The organism is Actinosynnema sp. NPDC023794, assembly GCF_040639675.1.
In the GTDB taxonomy this organism is placed as follows: domain Bacteria; phylum Actinomycetota; class Actinomycetes; order Mycobacteriales; family Pseudonocardiaceae; genus Actinosynnema; species Actinosynnema luteola.
In genome coordinates, this window is record NZ_JBFAFR010000002.1 from 662,952 (window position 1) to 682,934 (window position 19,983).

Annotated in this window: 21 protein-coding genes; 12 read left to right on the forward strand and 9 right to left on the reverse strand. The window is 72.6% G+C overall.

What is annotated here, in order from left to right; all coding sequences use genetic code 11:
• Window positions 1-2 precede the first annotated feature (2 nt).
• A complete protein-coding gene (locus tag AB0H12_RS07700; protein ID WP_499621585.1) occupies window positions 3-2,156 on the forward strand; it encodes an MMPL family transporter in 2,154 nt (717 codons plus the stop codon).
• Between the two features lie 46 nt (window positions 2,157-2,202).
• On the opposite strand, the gene AB0H12_RS07705 is transcribed toward AB0H12_RS07700, so the two are convergent.
• Window positions 2,203-2,946, reverse strand: coding sequence for an SDR family oxidoreductase (locus tag AB0H12_RS07705; RefSeq protein ID WP_499621586.1), 744 nt, complete (start codon window positions 2,944-2,946; stop codon window positions 2,203-2,205).
• A gap of 83 nt (window positions 2,947-3,029) precedes the next feature.
• On the opposite strand from AB0H12_RS07705, the gene AB0H12_RS07710 reads away from it, so the two are divergent.
• From AB0H12_RS07710 to AB0H12_RS07730, 5 genes are all read left to right on the forward strand, one after another.
• Entirely contained in the window at window positions 3,030-3,524 is a 495-nt protein-coding gene (locus AB0H12_RS07710; RefSeq protein WP_499621587.1) for an RrF2 family transcriptional regulator, read from the forward strand.
• A gap of 147 nt (window positions 3,525-3,671) precedes the next feature.
• On the forward strand, window positions 3,672-3,971 hold the full coding sequence (locus tag AB0H12_RS07715) for a hypothetical protein (protein ID WP_499621588.1): 300 nt from the start codon (window positions 3,672-3,674) through the stop codon (window positions 3,969-3,971).
• Window positions 3,971-5,332 carry a putative T7SS-secreted protein gene (locus AB0H12_RS07720; RefSeq protein ID WP_499621589.1) on the forward strand — a complete coding sequence of 454 codons (1,362 nt, stop codon included), beginning with the start codon at window positions 3,971-3,973 and terminating at the stop codon, window positions 5,330-5,332. Before AB0H12_RS07715 ends, AB0H12_RS07720 begins: the two co-directional genes overlap by 1 nt.
• A 23-nt stretch (window positions 5,333-5,355) precedes the next feature.
• Window positions 5,356-5,841: a hypothetical protein gene (locus AB0H12_RS07725; RefSeq protein ID WP_499621590.1), complete on the forward strand. Its 486-nt coding sequence runs from the start codon at window positions 5,356-5,358 to the stop codon at window positions 5,839-5,841.
• A complete protein-coding gene (locus AB0H12_RS07730; protein WP_499621592.1) occupies window positions 5,838-6,317 on the forward strand; it encodes a YbaB/EbfC family nucleoid-associated protein in 480 nt (159 codons plus the stop codon). The genes AB0H12_RS07725 and AB0H12_RS07730 overlap by 4 nt, the downstream gene beginning before the upstream one ends.
• A 1-nt stretch (window position 6,318) precedes the next feature.
• On the opposite strand, the gene AB0H12_RS07735 is transcribed toward AB0H12_RS07730, so the two are convergent.
• The 3 genes from AB0H12_RS07735 to AB0H12_RS07745 all read right to left on the reverse strand — a co-directional run bounded on the left by AB0H12_RS07735 (window position 6,319) and on the right by AB0H12_RS07745 (window position 8,940).
• A complete protein-coding gene (locus AB0H12_RS07735; RefSeq protein ID WP_499621593.1) occupies window positions 6,319-6,495 on the reverse strand; it encodes an RGCVC family protein in 177 nt (58 codons plus the stop codon).
• 132 nt (window positions 6,496-6,627) lie between these two features.
• Complete coding sequence (locus AB0H12_RS07740) at window positions 6,628-8,439, reverse strand: hypothetical protein (RefSeq protein WP_499621594.1); 1,812 nt, start codon at window positions 8,437-8,439, stop codon at window positions 6,628-6,630.
• A 300-nt stretch (window positions 8,440-8,739) separates the two neighbouring features.
• Window positions 8,740-8,940, reverse strand: a complete 201-nt coding sequence (locus AB0H12_RS07745) for a cold-shock protein (protein ID WP_230566948.1) — start codon at window positions 8,938-8,940, stop codon at window positions 8,740-8,742.
• A gap of 613 nt (window positions 8,941-9,553) precedes the next feature.
• On the opposite strand from AB0H12_RS07745, the gene AB0H12_RS07750 reads away from it, so the two are divergent.
• The gene (locus AB0H12_RS07750) at window positions 9,554-9,706 is read left to right on the forward strand and encodes a hypothetical protein (protein ID WP_499621596.1); all 153 of its coding nucleotides are present in this window, start codon (window positions 9,554-9,556) and stop codon (window positions 9,704-9,706) included.
• 87 nt (window positions 9,707-9,793) lie between these two features.
• Here AB0H12_RS07750 and AB0H12_RS07755 read toward each other — a convergent pair whose 3' ends face one another.
• The 4 genes from AB0H12_RS07755 to AB0H12_RS07770 form a co-directional block, all read right to left on the reverse strand.
• On the reverse strand, window positions 9,794-10,672 hold the full coding sequence (locus AB0H12_RS07755) for a dioxygenase family protein (protein ID WP_499621597.1): 879 nt from the start codon (window positions 10,670-10,672) through the stop codon (window positions 9,794-9,796).
• A 125-nt stretch (window positions 10,673-10,797) separates the two neighbouring features.
• On the reverse strand, window positions 10,798-11,694 hold the full coding sequence (locus tag AB0H12_RS07760; RefSeq protein ID WP_499621599.1) for a helix-turn-helix transcriptional regulator: 897 nt from the start codon (window positions 11,692-11,694) through the stop codon (window positions 10,798-10,800).
• Window positions 11,695-11,815: 121 nt separating this feature from the next.
• Window positions 11,816-12,409, reverse strand: a complete 594-nt coding sequence (locus AB0H12_RS07765; RefSeq protein WP_499621600.1) for a helix-turn-helix domain-containing protein — start codon at window positions 12,407-12,409, stop codon at window positions 11,816-11,818.
• Window positions 12,393-12,746, reverse strand: a complete 354-nt coding sequence (locus AB0H12_RS07770) for an HC3 family zinc finger protein (RefSeq protein WP_499621601.1) — start codon at window positions 12,744-12,746, stop codon at window positions 12,393-12,395. Before AB0H12_RS07770 ends, AB0H12_RS07765 begins: the two co-directional genes overlap by 17 nt.
• Window positions 12,747-13,046: 300 nt before the next feature.
• Here AB0H12_RS07770 and AB0H12_RS07775 point away from each other — a divergent pair, with 300 nt between their 5' ends.
• Window positions 13,047-13,931, forward strand: coding sequence for a helix-turn-helix domain-containing protein (locus AB0H12_RS07775; RefSeq protein ID WP_499621602.1), 885 nt, complete (start codon window positions 13,047-13,049; stop codon window positions 13,929-13,931).
• A gap of 23 nt (window positions 13,932-13,954) precedes the next feature.
• Complete coding sequence (locus tag AB0H12_RS07780; protein WP_499621603.1) at window positions 13,955-14,170, forward strand: DUF397 domain-containing protein; 216 nt, start codon at window positions 13,955-13,957, stop codon at window positions 14,168-14,170.
• A 45-nt stretch (window positions 14,171-14,215) separates the two neighbouring features.
• Here the strand turns inward: AB0H12_RS07780 and AB0H12_RS07785 are convergent, their stop codons facing one another.
• Window positions 14,216-15,706 (reverse strand): AAA family ATPase, encoded by a 1,491-nt coding sequence (locus AB0H12_RS07785; RefSeq protein WP_499621604.1) that lies wholly within the window; start codon window positions 15,704-15,706, stop codon window positions 14,216-14,218.
• 59 nt (window positions 15,707-15,765) lie between these two features.
• Here AB0H12_RS07785 and AB0H12_RS07790 point away from each other — a divergent pair, with 59 nt between their 5' ends.
• The 3 genes from AB0H12_RS07790 to AB0H12_RS07800 all read left to right on the forward strand — a co-directional run bounded on the left by AB0H12_RS07790 (window position 15,766) and on the right by AB0H12_RS07800 (window position 19,927).
• Window positions 15,766-16,947, forward strand: a complete 1,182-nt coding sequence (locus AB0H12_RS07790; protein WP_499621605.1) for a hypothetical protein — start codon at window positions 15,766-15,768, stop codon at window positions 16,945-16,947.
• Window positions 16,948-17,330: 383 nt separating this feature from the next.
• The gene (recQ, locus tag AB0H12_RS07795; protein WP_499621606.1) at window positions 17,331-19,133 is read left to right on the forward strand and encodes a DNA helicase RecQ; all 1,803 of its coding nucleotides are present in this window, start codon (window positions 17,331-17,333) and stop codon (window positions 19,131-19,133) included.
• Window positions 19,130-19,927: a pentapeptide repeat-containing protein gene (locus tag AB0H12_RS07800; protein ID WP_499621607.1), complete on the forward strand. Its 798-nt coding sequence runs from the start codon at window positions 19,130-19,132 to the stop codon at window positions 19,925-19,927. Before recQ ends, AB0H12_RS07800 begins: the two co-directional genes overlap by 4 nt.
• The last annotated feature ends 56 nt before the right edge of the window (window positions 19,928-19,983 follow it).

Consider the following 19,983-nt stretch of genomic DNA (forward strand, 5'->3'; position numbering starts at 1 on the left):
CCATGGCACGTCTGCTCTACCGACTCGGCTTCGGCGCGCACCGGCGCCGCCTGGTCGTCGTCCTGCTGTGGCTGCTCGTGCTCGGCGGCACGGCGTTCGGCGCGGTCACGCTGGCCGGCCCGACCTCCGGCTCCTTCTCCATCCCGGGGCAGGAGTCGACCACCGCCCTGGACAAGATCTCCGACGAGTTCGGCACCGGCGGCGGCGCGACCGCGCGGGTGGTCGTGCGGGCTCCGGACGGGCAGCGGGTCACCTCGCCCGAGAACGCCGCGAAGCTCGCCGGGCTGGTGCGGGAGCTGTCCGCGCTGCCCGGCGTGACGTCCGCGAGCAACCCGCTCGACCCGCGTGCGCCGACCGTGAACGCGGGCCAGGACGTCGCCTACAGCACGGTCACCTACGAGGCCCAGGCCGGCGACGTGACCGAGGAGCAGCGCACCGCGCTCTTCGACGCCACGCGTGACGTGACCGGGCTGACCGTGGAGGCCACCGGTGAGGCCACGCAGGCACCGCCGCACGTGGGCGGTCCCGCGGAGGTCATCGGCGTGGTCATCGCGCTGCTGGTGCTGGCCGTCACCTACGGCTCGCTCGTGCTGGCCGGCATGAACCTGCTGACCGCCGCCGTCGGCGTCGGCATCGGCGCGCTCGGCGTCACCATCGCCACCGGCTTCATGGACCTGCAGTCCACCACCCCGATCCTGGCCGCGATGCTCGGCCTGGCGGTCGGCATCGACTACGCCCTGTTCATCATCAACCGCTACCGGCACGAGCTGCGCCGGGGCCGGGACGTGGGCGACGCGATCGGCACGGCCGTCGGCACCGCGGGCTCCGCCGTCGTGACCGCCGGCCTGACCGTGGTCATCGCGCTGGCGGGCCTGGCCGTGGTCGGCATCCCGTTCCTGACCCAGATGGGCGTCGCCGCCGCACTGACGATCGTGGTCGCGGTCCTCGTCGCCGTCACCCTGGTGCCCGCCGTGCTCGGCTACCTCGGCCGCCGCGTGCTGCCGCGCAAGGAGCGCGACGCGCCTGTCGCGGACGCCGAGCCGCACGAGCGCGGCTTCTTCCGCGGCTGGATCGGCGCGGTCGCCCGCAACCGGGTGGCGGCGCTGCTGCTGGCGGTCCTGGGCCTGGGCGCGGTCGCCGTGCCCGTGCTGTCGATGGAGACGACCCTGGTCGCGGCCCCGGCCGCCGAGTCGAGCCAGGCCCGCGCGGAACGGCTGCTCGCCGACGGCTTCGGCGAGGGCTTCAACGGCCCGCTGGTCGTGCTGTTCGAGGGCGACGACGCCGCCGCCACCGCCTCGGCCGCCGTCGCGACCATCCAGGGCGCGGGCGACATCGCGCTGGTCACGCCGCCGACGCCGAACGCCGGCGGCACCGCCGCGATGCTCACCGTGATCCCGAAGTCCGGCCCGGCCACGCAGGCCACCGAGCAGCTGGTCACCGACCTGCGCGAACGGCTGGCCGACGTGGACGGCGCGACCACCTACGTCACCGGCGCCACCGCGGTGAGCGTGGACGTGGCCGTCGCCCTGGACGAGGCCATGCCGGTCTACCTGGCGCTGGTCGTCGGCCTCGCGCTGGTGCTGCTGGTGCTCGTGTTCCGGTCGATCCTGGTGCCGCTGGTCGGCGTGCTGGGCTTCCTGCTCACCATCGGCGCCTCCCTCGGCGCGACGGTCGCGGTGTTCCAGTGGGGCTGGCTGGCCGACGCGGTCAACCTCGACGGCACCGGACCGCTGCTCAGCCTCACCCCGATCCTGATGGTGGGCATCCTGTTCGGCCTGGCGATGGACTACCAGATCTTCCTGGTGTCCCGGATGCACGAGGCGCACCACCACGGCAAGCCGCCGCTGGCCGCGATCGACACCGGCTTCCGCCAGGCCGCGCCCGTGGTCGTGGCCGCCGCGCTGATCATGTTCTCGGTGTTCGCCGGCTTCGTGCCCGCCGGCGAGGGCCCGATGAAGTCCATCGCGTTCGCCCTGGCCATCGGCATCCTGTTCGACGCGTTCGTGGTCCGGATGGTCCTCGTGCCCGCCGCGCTGGCCCTGCTGGGCGAGAAGGCGTGGTGGCTGCCGAAGTGGCTGCGCCGCCTGCCGACCCTCGACGTGGAGGGCGCCGCGCTGGAGGCGGACCGCAAGGAACTGGTCGACGCCACCAGGTGACCGCGACGGGTCCGGCGCCGAGCACTGGCGCCGGACCCGTCCTGGTTCACACCGACTTCGCGAGCCACTCGTCGAACGTGGTCGGCGCGAGCCGGACGCGCTCGCCCGGCAGCAGCGCGTTCCCGGCCATCTCCGGGCCGAACACGCCCGACCACGTCGGCACCAGGCGCACGTCACGCCCACGGGCCTGGTGCGTGCGCCGGGCCATGTCGACCAGGTCCTGCGTCTCGGGGCCGGCGACGTCCGCGTAACGCCCCTGCGGCTCGCCGACGGCGATCTCGGCGAGGACGTCGGCCACGTCCTGCGGCGCGATCGGCTGCACGAGCAGCGGCGCGATGGTGGCGACGCCGTCCCGCTCGGTCCAGCCCGCGACCATCTCGGCGAAGTCGTGGAACTGCGTGGCGGGCACGATCGTCCACGGCACGGGACTCGCCTCGACCAGGCGTTCCTGCTCGCGCTTGCCCGCGTAGTGCACGTTGCCCTCGATGTCCGCGATGCCGACGATCGACAGCAGCACGTGGTGCCGGACGCCGGCGCGCGCCTCGGCCGCGAGGAGGTTCCGGGTCATCCCGCCGAACAGGCGCACGGTCTCGGCGCGGTCCGCCGACGGCACGTTCACCGCGTCCACCACCGCGTCGACGCCGGTCAGCGCCGCGTCGAGCCCGTCGCCGGTCGTCAGGTCCACACCGTCCGACCGGCTGATGCGCACGACGTCGTGCCCGTCGCGTTCGAGGTTGGCGAGGGTGAGGGAGCCGATGTTGCCGGTCGCGCCGGCGACTGCGATCCGCATGACGAACCTTTCCGCTGCTGGGCTGTGCCGTGAATCTATCTCGGACTAAACAGATCCGCAATGTCTTGGATAGACTGGCCCGTGTGAAGCTGCCTGTGAGCACGGAGTGGGTACTGCACTGCGCGACGACCATGGCGCAACTCGAACCGGGGACCACCGCGTCGGCGGCCCAGCTCGCGGCGTACTACGACCTGCCCGCGCCCTACCTCGCCAAGCAGTTGCAGGGGCTGGTCAAGGCGGGTGTGCTGAGCGCGACGACCGGCCCGCGCGGCGGCTTCCGGCTCGCCAGGCCCGCCTCGGAGATCACGTTGCTGCACGTGGTGGAGGCCGTCGACGGCGCGTCGTCGCCGTACGAGTGCCAGGAGATCCGGCAGCGCGGCCGGGGCGCGTTGCCCGCCGAGGACTGCCGGAACGCGTGCGTGCTCGCCGCGAAGATGGCCGCCGCGCACGACGCGTGGCGGCGCACGCTCGCCGCGGAGTCGTTGGCCGACGTCATCGCCGCGTTGCCGCCGACGGCCGTCGCCCGCACCCGGTCGCTCATGGCGGCGACGGGCGCCGCACTCCGCCGAACGCCGTGACGCGCCCCTGAGGCCCTGCGGCACGAACCCGATTCGGCCAAACGTCTGCGCGACCACTGCGCCTGCCGCTATAGCTGTACCCCTGGAAACGGCCGACGCGCCGGCGCCGTCCGACGGCGTGGTGTCGAGTGGACTGGTGGGACGGACATGAGTGGGTTCGGTGCGGCGCCCGAGGAGTTGCGGCGGGCGGCCGGGCAGATCGGCGACGTCGGCGACAGGACCGCGGGCATCCTCTGGTGCGGACCGAGCGGCGAGTACGGGCACGCCGGGGTGGCCGGCGCGTGGGAGCTGTTCATCGAAGAGATGCGCGCCTACGTGGAGCGGCTGCGCCAGGAGGCCGACGAGCACGCCATCGGGCTGCGCGCGGCGGCATCGTCCTATGTGGACGTCGACGACGCGCGCGCGGACGTGTTCGGCCGGCTCAACCCGGAAGGGCCGGTGTCCTGATGGCGGCACGACTCGGCGAGACCACCGACCCCAAGGCGCTCGTCCCCGGCGAACCCGAGCTGATCACCGGCGACCTGCGGCAGCTCGTGGGCACGTTGCGGCTGGTCGTGGCCATCGGCGAGGACCTCGGCCGGATCGATCCCGGCGGCTGGAGCGGCGGCGCGAGCGGCGCGTTCCGGTCGGCCTTCCAGGCGGAACCTCCCCGGTGGCTCCGGGCGGGCGAGGACCTCGGCGGCGGCGGGCAGCTGCTGGCCGACTACGGCGACGCGCTGGTCGAGGGCCAGCGCGAGGCGCAACGCGCCGTCGAGCTGCACCTGGCGGCACAGGCCGCGACCCGGCTGGCCGCCGCCGAGCACGCCGCGGCGGCGCTCTCCGGCACGCCGACCGCGCCGTTGCAGGACCCCGGCCAGGCGGGCGCGGCGGAGGCGCAGAAGGTGCTCGACGACGCCCGCAAGGGCCTGTCCGGCATCGGCGACGTGGTCGCGAAGGCGCTCGGCTGGGAGTCCGACGGCAAGGGCGGCTACAAGAAGTCGTTCGGCAAGGAGAAGTACGGCGCGGCGCACCGCGAGACCGACGAGGAGGGCGAGGACACCGGCGGCTGGCAGTACGGCGTCAACGGGCGCTCGTACGAGGGCAAGTCCGGCAGCGAGTCCAAGCGCCTGCTCACCGACGCGCTCGGCGAGATCGCCGAGAAGATCGGCATCGACCTGCACGAGCGCGAGTGGGGCGACGACAAGCACGTCGACGTCGGGCACGGCGAGAAGGACGGTGACTTCCACGCGGGCCCGGTCACCGGCCAGGGCCGGATCGGCGGCTCGGTGCTCGGCGCGGACGCGGGGTACACCGCCACCGCGAGCTACGCGGGCGTGTCGGTCGGCGCGCACGCGGGCGCGTACCTGGCCAGCGGGTACGCCGACGGCGAGATCAAGCTCGGGCAGCACGCGAGCGTCTCGGGCAGCGCCGAGGGCACGATCGGCGCCGCCGCGGAGGCCAAGGGCTCGATCGGGATCCTCGGCGCGAAGGGCAACGCGGAGGCCTTCGCGGGCGCGAAGGTGTCCGGCGAGGCGGGCGCCGAGGTCGCGGGCATCGGCGCGGGCGTGAACGGCGAGGCGTGGGCCGGGATCGGCGGGCACGCGAGCGGGCAGTTCGGCGTGGGCGAGGACGGCAAGTTCCACATCGGAGGGTCGGTGGGACTCGCGTTCGGCGTGGGTGGCAAGGTCGGTTTCGACGTCACCGTCGACCCGGTCGAGGTCGTGGAGACGGTGGTCGACGTCGCGGACGACGTCGGCGAGGTCGCCAAGGACGTCGGCCGCGGCGTGGAGAACGCCGGCCGCGCGATCGGCCGCCTGTTCGGCCGATGAGCTATCCCAGGAGGACACCAGGCATGGCCACCACCCTTCCGGTGCCGATCGAGTTCTCGCTGCCCGACGGGTGGCTCTCGGCGCCCCCCGACGAGGTCGGCGCGTCGGAGGCGGCGTTCGTCGCGCTGCACCCCGGCTCCATCGCGGGGTTCACCGCGAACATCACCATCAGCGGCGAGGTCCGGGCCGACGACGCGACGCTGGCGCAGATCGCCGACCAGGCCGCGGCACGGCTGCGACGCGACATCGGCGCGGTGGAGGTGGGACGGCGCAACGAGCTGGAGTCCGCCTACACGCAGGTGCTGCGGCTGACCGCGCCCGTCGGCGACCGTCCGGTGGACCTGGTGCAGTTGCAGGTGTTCCTGGCCATGGCGGACGTGCGCGACGAGCGCAGGCGCGCGGTGCTGCAGATCGCGCTCAGCGCGACGCCCGGGCAGTTCGAGGACCTCGTCGGCGACTTCCAGGCGTTCCTCAAGACCATCCGACCGGACGAGGGGGCATCCCGGTGACCGAGTCCGCCGACATCCTGCTGCGGCGCATCGAGGCCATCGACACCGCCGCGGCCGACAACCGGCTGCGCGCGGAGTCGTTCCAGCGCATGGCGGAGGGGCTGCGCGACGTGGTCGGCACGGCGACGTCCGACGACGGCGTGGTGACCGCGGTCGCCGGGGCGGACGGCGCGGTCAAGTCGATCGCCTTCAGCCCGGCCGTGCGCACGACGGACCCGGCGGCGCTGTCGTCCGCCACCCTGCGCGTGATCGCGCTGGCCCGCGCGGACGCGGCGCGCAAGCAGGCCGAGGTGGTCCGCTCGGCGCTGGGCGACACCACGCTGCTGGACCGGGTGCTCGCCGAGGACCGGCGGGTGTTCGGCGACGAGCCGCCGCAGGAGTTCGCCGCCACCGCGCCACCCCGCGTGGTCCGGAGGGTCGCGCCGGTGGAGGACGAGGAGCCGGAGCCCGCCTACCGGAGCCGCGACGCCTGGTGAGTCAGGAGCCGCAGACGCAACCCCGGTGGTGGTTCTCGCTGACGGTCGCGGTGCAGAAGCGCATCGCGATCCGGTCGTGGGACTCCCACGGGTGCGGGCACACGGCGCACTGAAGGGTTTCGGCGGCGTCGGTCTCGGTGACGTCGGTCGACTCGGTGGTCGGCATGACGTGGTTCATCGGATCTGTCCTGTCCGCACCCGCGGAGCGCGTCGATCTCCGGGCGGTGCGAGATGGGTCGGGACACCGGCAACTCATGACTGATGCTCGAACGGTTCCCGCCTGCACCCGAAGGTACACGCTGAGCCGGCATCAGCCGTCGGCCGGAGCCCTCTCCGAGGCGAGCACGTCGCGGGCCAGTGCGGCGAACCGGTCGTCCACGTCCGGCAGGGCCAGCACCAGCTCGCACAGCGACGCCAGCACGGTGACCTCACGGGTCCGCCGCGCCTCGGCGGCGGCGAGCATCCGGCGCACGACCAGCTCTTGGACGTCCGCACGGGCCGCGGGCTCCACCCACGCCGTCGCCACGAGCCCCAGCCCGGCCGCCTCCGACACCCAGTCCTCGGGCCCGTTGAGCAGGTCGGCCAGGATCTCGCGGCGGCGCGAGGACGGCCACGGCTCGTCCGCGCGGTGGTGCGCCAGGCCGAGGCACGCCCACGCCTGCACGCCCCGCACCCACAGCTGCGGCGCGTGCCTGGCCAGGGCGCGGCCCATCTCGTCGGCCGGCGGCACGGGCGGGTGGACCAGCACGCCGAGCAGGTCGCGCGGGTCGAGCGCGGACAGCACGACAGCCCGGTCGTAGGCGGCGGGCAGGGACGGCCAGTGGAACGCCGCGACGCCCCGGACCGCCTCGGCGGCCTCCGGTGACGGCGGCGGCACGGCCGGGCGCGCCACCAGGCCGTCGTAGGCCCACGCGGTGTGCCGGACCTCGCCGACCGGCCGCCTGAGGTCGGGTTCCGGCGCGTCCTCGGGCGTCACGGTGGCCAGTGGGAACGCCGACCGCAGCGCGAGCAGCGCGCTCGGCGGCTCGATCGCGGACAGCGTCACGTCCAGCGTGGCGTCCGGCGCGGGCTCGTGGTCCTCCAGCACCTCGCGCAGCAGGTTGACCACGGCCTCGGTCGGGTCGGGCACGCGGCCCAGCCACGGGCGGCCCCACGCGCGTCGGGCGAGCACGTCGGCGGCGTAGCCGTGGTCGGGCCGGTCGCGCAGGTGGTCGGCGAGTGCGACGAGGTGCCGCACGTCGTCGTCCACCACGTGCCGCAGGCCGAGGGCGGTGGCGAGGGCCTTCGGGTGCTCGGGGTTCGCCTCGACCGCGCGTTGCGCCCACGCCAGCCCCTCGGCCGGGCGGCCCATCGCCTCCAGCAGGTCGGCGATGTCGAGGAACAGGTCGTGGTCCTCGGGCGTGCGGGCCGCTTCACGCTGCCAGGCGGCGAGCGCCTCGTCGCGGCGGCCGGCGGTGCGCAGCGCGTACCCCTTGACCACCGCCGCCTGGTGGGTCGGCTCGACGTCGAACGACCGCTGCGCCCACGTGACGGCCTCGTCGAACGCGCCCAGCCTGCGGGCCAGCGTCGAACCGCACCACAGCAGCATCGCGTGCTCGGGGTGGCGGGCGACGCAGCCGCGCAGCAGGGCCAGCGCGGGCAGCAGCGGCGGGCGCTCGTCGGGCTCGACCGGGTCGGCCAGGGGTTGGGCGAACCGGGCGACGGCGATGGCGGCGGCGTTGGGGTCGAGCAGGTCGGGCAGGTCGGGGCGCTGCAGCCAGGCGACGTCGAGCCACGGCCGGTGCGGCTCGTGCGCCGCGACGGCGAACAGCTCCTGGACGGCCTGGTCCCAGTGGCCCGCCATGGCGCACACGTGGGCGTGCGCGGCGACCGTGCCGATGAACGTCCGCTCCGGCTCGGGCTCGAAGCGCCGCAACGCGTGCTCCGGCCCGCCCGCGCGGGCGGCGAGTTCGGCGAGCGCCTCGTGCGCGTCCGGCAGCCGGGGGTCGGCCGCCAACGCGTCCGCGAGGTGGCGCGCGGCGTGGTCCAGGTCGCCGTCGGCCATGATCAGACGGGCGACCGCGACTTCGCCCTCGGCGTCGAGCCGTTCGTCCGCGCAGTGCTCGGATCCGTCGTGTGCCATGGCCCCTCCAGGTCGGGGCCGAATCGTAACCGAGCGGATCAGCGGGACGGGCGTGCGGCCGGCGGGACCGTGGTCACCCGGCTCCATTGTGGAGCGATGGATTTCCTTCGGTGGGCCGGAAATCGCGCCGGACGGGCGATCCGTGCGTGCGGTGACGTGGTCGGCGCCGCCCGTGCTCTCGCGCGACCGGTGCGGAAAACCCGGCGCCCCTCGGCCCAGGACTGGACCGAGGGGCGCCGGGTTTCGAGTCTCCGCCGGCGTCACCGCTGGTAGGAGCTAGTCGAACGGGCTGCGAAGTGATCAGATGGCGCGGACGCCGACGGCCTGCGGGCCCTTGGGGCCCTGGTTGACGTCGAACTCGACGCGCTGGTTCTCCTCGAGGCTGCGGTAGCCGTTGCCCTCGATCTCGGAGTAGTGGACGAACACGTCCGGGCCGCCCTCCTGCGCGAGGAAGCCGAAGCCCTTCTCCGAGTTGAACCACTTCACGGTTCCCTGAGTCATGATCTCTCCTTGGCAGTGCTGGCTGCGGCGCCCCGGTCGGGGCTCCGGGTCGGATTCCAGACGACGACTTCTCCAGCTTGTCCTGCAAGGCAAAGGAAGAACTTCGTCCGCAACATCATTCCCGCGAGACTTCGATGGAAACACGGACACAAAATTGACGACCACCCCGTGCAACCACGGGAGGGCCCGGTTAGTTCCCCGGACCCTCCCGGAGTGGCCCAAGTCACCCGTTCGAGGGCGCGGCCCGGGAAGCCGCTGTGCGGGACCACGTGGGAAGTCCGAAGTAGACGGCCTGGCGCGCGGACGCATCCGTGCACTGTGGACAGACGAGCGCCGGGCGGGGCCCGCCGATCGGCGGTGTCGTCGGAACCCGGCGTCATGGTGGTGCTCCCGTTCCGGGTTCGTCGCGGGCGGGCTCCACCGCCGTCCGGGGGTGCGTCCGACACGCCCGCGCCAATCCTGTGGCGGTGACCGCACCGCGACGTGTACCGTGGTCTCATCGGGGTGTTTCTTCATCTTCTCGAACCCCGAACACCCTCGCGCCGTGCGGGGATCTCCGGACCGGCATCGCCGACCGTGAGCACGCATCGGACGCGGAGAAAGTCGGAAACCCATGTCATCCACGTACCACGACCTGTTCAGCCACCCGGACACGGACCGGCCCGAGGACACCAGCGGCCCGCGCCGCGACGAGCAGCGCGCCTACACCAACCTGTTCCGCGAGCCGGCCGACGTGCCGCCGCAGGGCACCGGCAACAGCGCCTGACCAGGGCACTCCACCCGCGGCACGCCGCGGGAACCCCCGGTGTCGTCCGCACACCGGGGGTTCGCCGTCGGGGGCGTCAGGCCGCGCTCACTCCGCGCGCCACAGCGCGGGCACGTTCGGCGGTTCCCAGCCCGGCTGGGCGAGGTGCCCCTGCAAGCACACGTACCCCACGCCGTTGTAGGTGACGGTCGCGCCGATCGCGTAGTTCGTGCCCGCCGCCCACGTGCCGCCGCCCGGCGACGACGGCGTCGTGGTCGAGGTCGAGGTCGGCCGCGTGGTGGTGCTCTGCGGCACGTTCAGCACGAAGTCGAACTTCGCCTCACGGCCGCCGCCGGCGGTGCGCACCTCCATCAGCAGCCGCGGGTCGAAGATGCTGTCGGTGTTGTTGCGCGGTTCGCCCGGGAAGTACAGCTGGGTGGTGAGCACCGGCCGGCCGGGCGCCTGCAGCTTCACGTGGATGTGCCGGGTGCGGCCGGGGTAGAGGCCGGGCACGATCGTGGTCAGCGTGAACGTGCCGTCGGGGTTGGTGAACTGGTGGCCGCGGAACCGGTAGCCGGCGTTGTCGTACACGCCGTTGACGTCGGCCTGCCAGAAGTCCATCAGCACGTTGCCCAGCGGCAGGCACGCCAGGCCGAACACGTAGCCGGTGACGGTGAGCCTGGTGCCGGGCGTGCCCGCGTCGACCAGCGACGCGCGGCGCGGCGAGTTCGGCTTGAAGTACGGTCCCTCCGTCTGCGGCGGTGTCGGGTCGTCGCCGTCGTCGCACGCGGGCGTCAGCTCCACCTGCTCGCCGCTCGCGCCGACCGTGCGGGCCAGCGCGGGCACGCCCATCATCGCCACCGGCAGCGCGACCCCCGCGGCCACCGCGGCGCGCAGCACCGTCTTGCGGCTGAGGTGGCGTGCGTCCGACTCGTCGGCCGGGGGTTGCCCGGTCGTGCCGCGGTCGCCGTCCGTGGATGCGTCCATACCTGCTCCTCGTGGGGGCGTTCGGTTCGGGATCGACCACGAACCTACGGACGCCGCTCACCCGCGGACGATGGACTGACGCCGCTGTTCGTGGTGATCCTCGCGGTCTCCGTTGCCTCCCGCGCTCACTGTGAACGACCCGCCGCGCGGCGGAACGCGCCGGGGCTCGCGCCCGTCTCCCGGCGGAAGAAGCGGCAGAAGTAGGCGGGATCGTCGAAGCCGACCCGGTTCGCCACCTGCCGCACGCTCAGCCCGGTCTTGGCGAGCAGCCGTTGCGCCTCCTGCGTCCGCGCCTGGCGGACCAGCTGCGACGGCGTCCGCCCGGTCGCGGCCTTCACCGCCTCGGTCAGGTAGCCGGGGGTCACGCCGATCCGCTCCGCGTACGCCCGCACGGACCACAGCCGGTGGTCCGTGCGGCCGGACAGCCGGACGAACTCCTCCGCCACCGCGCCGGGCCGGGCGGGCGGCGGCGCGGCCGGTGTCGCCGTCAGCCGGGCCGCGCGCACGACGAGCACGTGCAGCAACGCCCTCAGCACCGTGTCCACGCCCGCTTCGCCGTGCCGGTACTCCTCGTGCAGCTCGGCGATGAGCCGGCCGATCCGGGTGTGCGCCGGCTCGTCCAGCGTCAGCCAGGGCCGTTCGCTCAGCCGGCGCAGCACGTCGCGGTCGGCGGGGTGGTCGAGCAGGAAGTCGTCGGTGAACAGCAGCACCGAGCCCTGCAGGTCGTGCGCGTCGTCCCAGTGGTGCACCTGGCCGGGCGCGATCACGCACAGGTGCGGCGGGCGCAGCTCCCAGCGGGCCAGGTCGACGACGTGCGTGCCGGTGCCGCCGGTGACGTGCACGATCTCGTGGAACGTGTGCCGGTGCGGGAACGGCGCGCGCGACATCGGCCCGATCGTGTCGAACGTGCCGACCGCGAACGGCAGCGCGCCGGGCGCCGGCACCTCCAGCCGGTGCAGGGGCAGCTCGCCGTCGCCCGGCGTTCGGCAGGGCGTTCCCGGCAACACGGTGGTGCCGCGCATAGTCCCGATCCCCTCTCCGCTGAAGGTCCAGACCAATTCTCACCTTCGACCACGATGGCACGACCGGGCGCGCGGGGGAACGCCGTCCTCCTCGGGCGGGATGCGGTAACGCCTGCTGCTGTCAGCCGGACCGGGCTGGGTTGTCTGTGCCGGTGAACTCGGCGAGCCGTTCGAACAGCGTGCACGCCGCCTGGAGGTGCTCGGGCTCTTCGGTGAAGTGCGCAGCGTGGAGGTAGGGGTAGAAGACGACCGCCGTGCTGTCGGGCAGGCTGAAGCGGGTCAGCGGGTGGTGCTCGATGCCGGGGAACGCGCCTGCTTCGTGCCGGAGCGCACGCACGACCACGTCGTGACGGTCGACGGTGGTGCTCTCCAGGACGTAGGCGGTGCAGCGGTCGGCGCCGAGACGTTCGAGGGCGGGGTGGATGCCGAGCGGTGCGAAGATGTCGATCCGCTCCGAGGCGCGGCACAGGATGTTGACCATGCTCGTGGCCAGGGAACCCCACGCGCACAGCACTGTCGGATCGGGCGTCGGCTCGTCCGTGAGCCCTTTTTCCAGCCGCTGCACGACGTCGGGGGATCGGCCGCTGCGCGCTGCCAGTTCCGCGACCGTCAGGCCGGCGGCTTCACGGACGCGACGCAGCTCGATCCCGAGCACGCGACCGCGCAGTGACGGTGTGGGCGTCCTGGGAGGCGGCTGGTCACCGTGGCTGATCATGTTCACCCTCCGGGTCGAGCGGTGCAGGGCACGGACCGGGGTTGTGCGCCACCATCACGGCCGATCTCGGTGAGCACCCTGTCGGGCTGCGGCGGTGCGTGTTGTCCGCCGCCTCACAAGGCCAGGGGAACACGGGGATGCCTTCCTGCTCCCGCCACGTCCGGTCGCAGTCGCGACACGTGGGCCAGCAGCCGTCGGGGCAGCGTGGGGGCGGGTCGCGCGGCACCGTGACGGCCACTCCGCACAACGTCCGGCCTTCGTCCTTGGCCGCCATTGAGTCCGGGATCGCGTGACGACGTCCCTGGTACGGCAGCCACCGGAACGGTCGGGCGCCCATCAGGACCGACCGGGAGGGGAGTAGTTCAGGGGCTCGCCGTCACTGCTTGCTGATCGGCCGTGGCCGAGGTGAGGAGTGACAGCGAGGGGATCGGTAGCCGTGGTGGTCGTCACCAAGAGCCTCCTCGTTACGCTTGGTCCTGTGCGGGTCACGTGAAGCAACACCAGGGTCGGTCGCAAGTTGCGGGTTTGCAAGCTCTTCGCCAGCAAGTTGCTGGTTTTCGACCCGATCGGGTTACTGCTGCCGTCAAGTGCTGGCCGTACGGTGCTGTTCGAGGTAGTTCGGTGAGGAAGGGTCGGCGTGGCCACGGAGAACATCCCGCCCAACGTGCGCAAGCGGCTGGCGGCCAGGCTCAAGGAATTGCGCGGTGACCGCCGCCAAGAGGACGTCGTCCGCGCGCTCCAGGCGATCCCGGGCAGCGGCAAGTGGTCGGTCACCAAGCTCAGCCGGATGGAGAACGATCAAGCACGGGTGCAACCCGATGTGGTCGAAGACCTCCTGGCCATCTACGGGCACGACGACCCCGAGGAACTCGCGAGGCTCAAGCTGTGGGCGAGAGCCGCCCGTGACAAGGGCTATTGGCAGAAGCGACGACGCGGGCTGCCCGAGAACTTGATGGACTTCGTCGAGTACGAGGAGCGCGCTACCGTGCAGCGCGTCTGGGAGCCACTGCTCGTGCCCGCTCTCTGCCAGTCCGAGGGCTACGCCCGAGCCGTGATCGTCGGCATCGAGCCGAGTGTCGAGCCCGATGAACTGGAACGGCGTGTCACCGCGCGCATGGCCAGGCAGGCAGTACTGACGAAAGACGACCCGCAAGAGCTCTGGGTGTTGCTCGATGAGCGTGTGCTCCGGGCGCGGATCGGTTCGATCGACGTGCGGACAGGACAGCTTCGACGCCTCGTCCGACTGGCGTCGTGGAGCAACGTGACGCTCCAGGTGGTGGGGGCCGACGCCGGCGCGCATCCTGGCCTGTCCGGTTGGTTCTCGATCTTCGAGTTCCCTGACGACACGGCGGACATCGGCTACACGGACGGCCCTGGTGGGAGCCTGTATCTCGAAGACTCCGATGACGTGCGGCGCTGTACGCTGATGTTCGGGCACCTGCTCGGGATCGCCCTCACCCCGGCCGATTCGATCACTTTGATCAACAACGTGATCGAAGACCTGGAGCGTGAGCCGCAGTGACGGAAGATGGGAGTGGGCTCGGCATGACTGGACCCGACTTCTCCGCAGCCAGATGGCGCAAGAGCAGCCGAAGCGGCAGCAGCAACGGCGGCGGCGGGACGAACTGCGTCGAGGTGGCCTACGTCGAGGGCTCGGTCGGATGCCGGGACTCGAAGCGCCCTGACGTCGGCATCGCGTTCCGTGCCGGCGCTTTCAGCACGTTCGTCGCCGCAGCGAAGCGCGGTAGCTTCGAGCGGTAGCTCGTACGCGCGGTCAGTCTCAACCCTGTTGGCGGCGTCCCACCCTCAGTACTCCTTGGTGGCCCTCACCGCGATCCCGTGCGGCGCCAGGCCCGGTTGCGCGGGACCCGGTCCGCTGAGTCCCGGGCCGGTCGCCGTGCTCTCCGAGCCGCCGAGCAGGACGCCGGTGAGCGACGCGCGTTCGTCGGCCATGGCCCGCGCCACGTCGGCGAGCTCGTCGCCCACCACCGGCACGCCGCCCGCGCCGTCCGCCCGCACCGCGCCCAGGACGGCCCGCCGCAGCAGCTCCTTGATGAACGACGCCGTGACGCCCTCGGTCGCCTCCACCACCGGCCCCAGGTCGGCCCGCAGGTCGACACCGCGCCCGTACAGCTCGACGAGCCGGCGGCGGCCGTCGGCGTCGGGTCGTGGCACCTCGATGGCCAGGTCGACGCGCCCCGGCCGGTCGGCGAGCGCGCGTTCCAGCTCGTCGGCCCGGTTCGTGGTGAGCACGAACGTGACGTCCGCGTCCGCGCCGACCCCGTCCATCGCGTCGAGCAGCGTGAACAGCAGCGGGTTCGTGGGGCCGGCCGCGAAACCGCGGTCCATGGCCACCAGGTCGACGTCCTCCACCACGACCATCGACGGCTGCAACCGCCGCGCCAGCGCCGCCGCCTGCCCGATCAGCCGCATCGCCTGGCCGGTCAGCAGGATCACCGTGCAGTCGGACAGCCGGCTCATCAGGTAGCGGACGGTGTGCGTCTTGCCGGTGCCGGGCGGTCCGTGCAGCAGCAGCCCGCGCTTGAGGTGCTGTCCCGCCGCGAGCAGCCGCTCGGCGTGCTCGGCGATCCCGACCACGTGCTCCTCGATCCGGTCCAGGAGACCGTCCGGCAGCACGACGTCGTCGGCGCCCAGGGCGGGCCGGGGGAGGAACGTCAGCAGCTCGTTGCCCCGGTGCTCGCTCACCCCGAACGCCAGCACCTGCCGCCGGAACACGTCGTGCTTCCGCATCAACCGCTCGATCTCGCCACCGACCGCCCGCGCCGCCGCGCGATCGGCCGCGAGGACCTCCAACCGGCAGGCAGGCGGCCCGAAGTCGTTGGACCCGCGGATGCCCACCAGCACGGGCGTGCCGTCAGGAGCCGTGGTCGGCACCAAGCCGAGCTGGACGACCTCGACGCTGTCCTCCGGCCCCACCGCCGCGGTCGCGTAGTCGGCCGACCCGAGGCCGACGCCGACCGAGTGCCGTGCGGCCAGGAGCATCCCCATGATGTCCTCGTGGCCGCGGTGGTGCCCACCGACCCCGAACCACTCGGCGTCCGGGGTGTGCTCCGCGAGGTACGCGTCGACACCCCGCTGGAGGTTGACGTGCTCCCACACCTCGAACCGCGTGGCGACCGACAACACCTGCGCCAACTCGCACCCGAGGTGATCACGGAGCCGCGCGAGCAACGGCGCCGCCTCGCCGTCCTGTTCGACGAGGTTCGCGGTCAACTGCATCAGGCGCCGCAAACTGCTCGCGAGCGCTCTGGCCTCGTCCCCGGAGAGTTCCCCCATGTGCCCATCATGCCCGGATCGGGTGCATCCGACCCGTTGCTTTCTGACAACGTGTACGGATGCTCGTGGACGACTCGGGACGCCCGTTGAACGCCGACTTCTCGATCGAAGCCGAGGGAGGCGGACTGTCGCTGGTGCTGGAGAGCGCCGGCGGGAAGAAGCGCGGCGGGGGCGTGCGGAACGCGGACTACAAGGATGCGCTGGAACTCTTGCTGCGCCGGCTCGGGGACCGGCGCGCCGTGGTGCGCACGGCCCTGGTCGACTCCCTCACCACGCAGGGGCTGCCGGAAGAGGACCGGCTGCTGGCGCACGAGCCGCTGCGGTTGGCGCCGGGTCTCGACTTCGCCGGGTTGCGGGTGCGCCTCACCAGCGCCCAGGGCCGCATCGGGCAGCGGGAGGGCGCGCTGAAGGCCGGCAACAACAGCAAGCGCATCCGGCTGCGGCTGGACGTGCCGGGCTACGGGCCGCAGGACGTTGCGCGACTGCGACGCGAGTTGGAGGGCTTGCGGCAGGACGTCGTGTGGCCGACGGGCCGGGTCGAGTTCGCCGCCAAGGCCGAGGACGAACTGCGGGTGCGCATCGGGGAGGAGCTGCCGGGTGGCGGTCGGATCGTCGCAGTGCCCGCCGGCGCCGTGGTGGTGGAGACCTCCCGCGGGTACGAGGAGGTCGCGCTCGACGAAGTGCAGGAAGGGCTCGACCGGTTCGCTGAGGACGGGAGGACGTCGGTCGGGAGCCTGGTGGACGCGCTGGTGGCGGTGGCGGCCGGCGCCGAGGTCGACGGCGGGCAGGCCGTGGTCCGCCCGCCGAGGCGCACCGACCGGCAGTTCGCCGGGTTCGACGGGCGGGCGTTCGCCAAGTACCGCAAAGAGCAGGGCGCGTTGCGGAAGCTGCTGGTCGACGGCGCAGGGCAGGCCGAGTGCGCGCTGTGCGGACGACCGTTCCCGGTGGAGTTCCTGATCGCCGCCCACATCAAGGCCAGGAAGGTGGCACCGCCCCCGGAGCGCCAGGACTTGGAGAACATCGCGATGCTCGCCTGCTCGTTCGGCTGCGACCGGCTGTTCGAACTGGGCTACGTCACCGTGGACGACCGGGGCGTGGTGCTGACCACCTCCACCGGAGGACCGCTCGACCCCCACCTGCGACTGCTGGAGGGCAAGCGGAGCAGCGCGTTCACCGATCGGTCCGCGAAGTACTTCCGCTGGCACCGGGAGAACGTGTTCCGGGGAACGGGCGGAGCGTGACCCTGTCGAGCGGCGGCCCGACCGCCACCCGGTCCGCCTCGGCCGGCACCTCGATCCTGCCGCTCGACCCCGCTCTCGCCGCGCTCCTTGCGGGTGAGCGTCGGGCCGCTCGCCTCGACCAGGTCGGCTGCCTCCTTCCCGAAGCTGTTCATGGCGGCGCCGAGCCGGCGGCACTGACCCGCCGGGCTGTCGAGGCAGCCGACAACGCCCTCAGGGAGGCGGGTGCCCAGGCGCGCACGGCAGCCTCGGCGGCTTCCCGGCGGCGCGGAGTCGAACCGTGGCGGTGTGCCGACCGGCACACCGCCCCCGTTGTGGCCTTGTTCGAGGGCGCCGTCGCGTGGACGGACCGGAGGGGTGTCGGAGGGGTCCGTTAGGATCGCGCGATGGCTTCGCAAGAGGTGCTGCGAAGGATCTTCGGGTACGAGTCCTTCCGCGGGGAGCAGCAGGACATCGTCGACCACGTCGTCGCCGGCGGGGACGCGTTGGTGCTCATGCCCACCGGGGGCGGGAAGTCGTTGTGCTACCAGATCCCCTCCCTGGTGCGCGAGGGCACCGGGGTGGTGGTGTCGCCGCTGATCGCGCTGATGCAGGACCAGGTGGACGCGTTGCGCGACCTCGGCGTGCGCGCCGGGTTCCTCAACTCGACCCAGTTCCCCGACGAGCGCTCGATGGTCGAGGCCGAGTTCCTGGCAGGCGAGCTGGACCTGCTCTACCTCGCCCCCGAACGCCTGCGCACCGAGCAGACCACCCGCCTGCTGGAGCGCGGCCGGATCGCCCTGTTCGCCATCGACGAGGCCCACTGCGTCTCCCAGTGGGGCCACGACTTCCGGCCCGAGTACCTGGCGCTCTCGCACCTGCACGAGCGGTGGCCGGAGGTGCCGCGCATCGCGCTCACGGCGACCGCCACGCCGGCCACGCACGCCGAGATCGCCGAACGCCTCAACCTCGGTGACGCGAAGCACTTCGTCGCCAGCTTCGACCGCCCCAACATCCAGTACCGCATCGTGCCCAAGAACGAGCCGAAGAAGCAGCTGCTGGAACTGCTGCGCACCGAGCACGAGGGCGACGCGGGCATCGTCTACTGCCTCTCGCGCAACTCGGTGGACAAGACCGCCGAGTTCCTCAGCCAGAACGGCATCCCGGCCCTGCCCTACCACGCGGGCCTCGACTCGGGCACCCGGGCGCGCAACCAGTCCCGCTTCCTGCGCGAGGACGGCCTGGTGATGGTCGCCACCATCGCCTTCGGCATGGGCATCGACAAGCCGGACGTCCGGTTCGTCGCCCACCTCGACCTGCCGAAGTCCGTGGAGGGCTACTACCAGGAGACGGGCCGCGCGGGCCGTGACGGGCTGCCGTCCACCGCCTGGCTGGCCTACGGCCTGCAGGACGTCGTGCAGCAGCGCAAGATGATCGACGACTCCGAGGGCGACCAGCAGCACCGCCGCAAGCTCATGGCCCACCTGGACGCGATGCTCGCGCTGTGCGAGACGGTCGAGTGCCGTCGCGTGCGGCTGCTTGACTACTTCGGCCAGTCCGCCACGCCGTGCGGCAACTGCGACACCTGCCTCGCGCCGCCGGAGACCTGGGACGGCACGGTGGCCGCGCAGAAGGTGCTGTCCACCGTGGTGCGGCTGCGCAACGAACGGCGGCAGAAGTTCGGCGCGGGCCAGACGATCGACATCCTGCTCGGCCGCAAGACCGCGAAGGTCATCCAGCACGACCACGACCAGCTGAAGGTGTTCGGCATCGGCGCCGAGCTGAACGAGAGCGGCTGGCGCGGCGTGGTCCGCCAACTGCTGGCGCAGGGCCTGCTCGCGGTGGAGGGCGAGTACTCCACGCTCGTCGTCACGCCCGGCAGCGACGAGGTGCTCTACCAGGGCCGCAAGGTGATGATGCGGCGTGAGAAGGAGCGCGCGGCCAAGGTCAAGACCGCCAAGGCGGCCAAGAACGCGCCGGTGGACCTGCCCGCCGAGGCCGCGCCGGTGTTCGAGAAGCTGCGCGCGTGGCGGACCACGCAGGCCAGGGAGCAGGGCGTCCCGCCCTACATCATCTTCAACGACGCCACGCTGCGGCAGATCGCCGCGACCACCCCGTCCACCTTGGACGAGCTGAGCGCGATCAGCGGCGTCGGCGAGAACAAGCTCGCCAAGTACGGTCAGCAGATCCTGGACGCGTTGAGCGCATGAACGACCTCCGCGCCGACTGCGCGCGCTGCTTCGCCCTGTGCTGCGTGGTGCCGGCCTTCGCCAAGTCGGTCGACTTCGCGATCGACAAGCCCGCCCGCACGCCGTGCCCGAACCTGCGCGACGACTTCCGCTGCGGCATCCACACCGCGCTGCGGGACACGGGTTTCACCGGCTGCACGGTGTACGACTGCTTCGGCGCGGGCCAGCAGGTGGCGCAGGTGACGTTCGGCGGCACGAGTTGGCGTGACGACCCGGCGTCGGCGCCCGCCATGTTCGCCGTGTTCCCGGTCATGCGGCAGCTGCACGAACTGCTCTGGTACCTGACCGAGGCGCTGGACCTGGAGCCGGCCCGCGAGCTGCACCCCGCCGCGCGCGAGCTGAGGAAGACGATCGAGGCCCTCACCACCGGCACGCCCGAAGAGCTGCTGGCGCTGGACGTCGGACCGCACTGGGATCGCGCGAACGCCCTGCTGCTGCGCGCCAGCGAGCTGACCCGCGGCAAGGGCAAGAACCGCCGCGGCGCGGACCTGATCGGCAAGGACCTCAAGGGCGCCAACCTCCGGGCGTCCAACCTGCGCGGCGCGTACCTCATCGGCGCCAAGCTGACCAACGCGGACCTGCGGCTGGTCGACTTCATCGGCGCGGACCTGCGCGGCGCCGACCTCTCCGGCGCGAACCTCACCGGGAGCTTCTTCCTCACCCAGGCCCAGGTGGACGCCGCCAAGGGCGACGACGCGACGAAGCTGCCGAAGTCCGTGACCCGCCCGGCGCACTGGGTACGTCGACAGGCGTAGTCGCGGGAGCCGCTGCCGGACCGACGCGGTGACGGCGCACGGCGCGCCACGCTGTG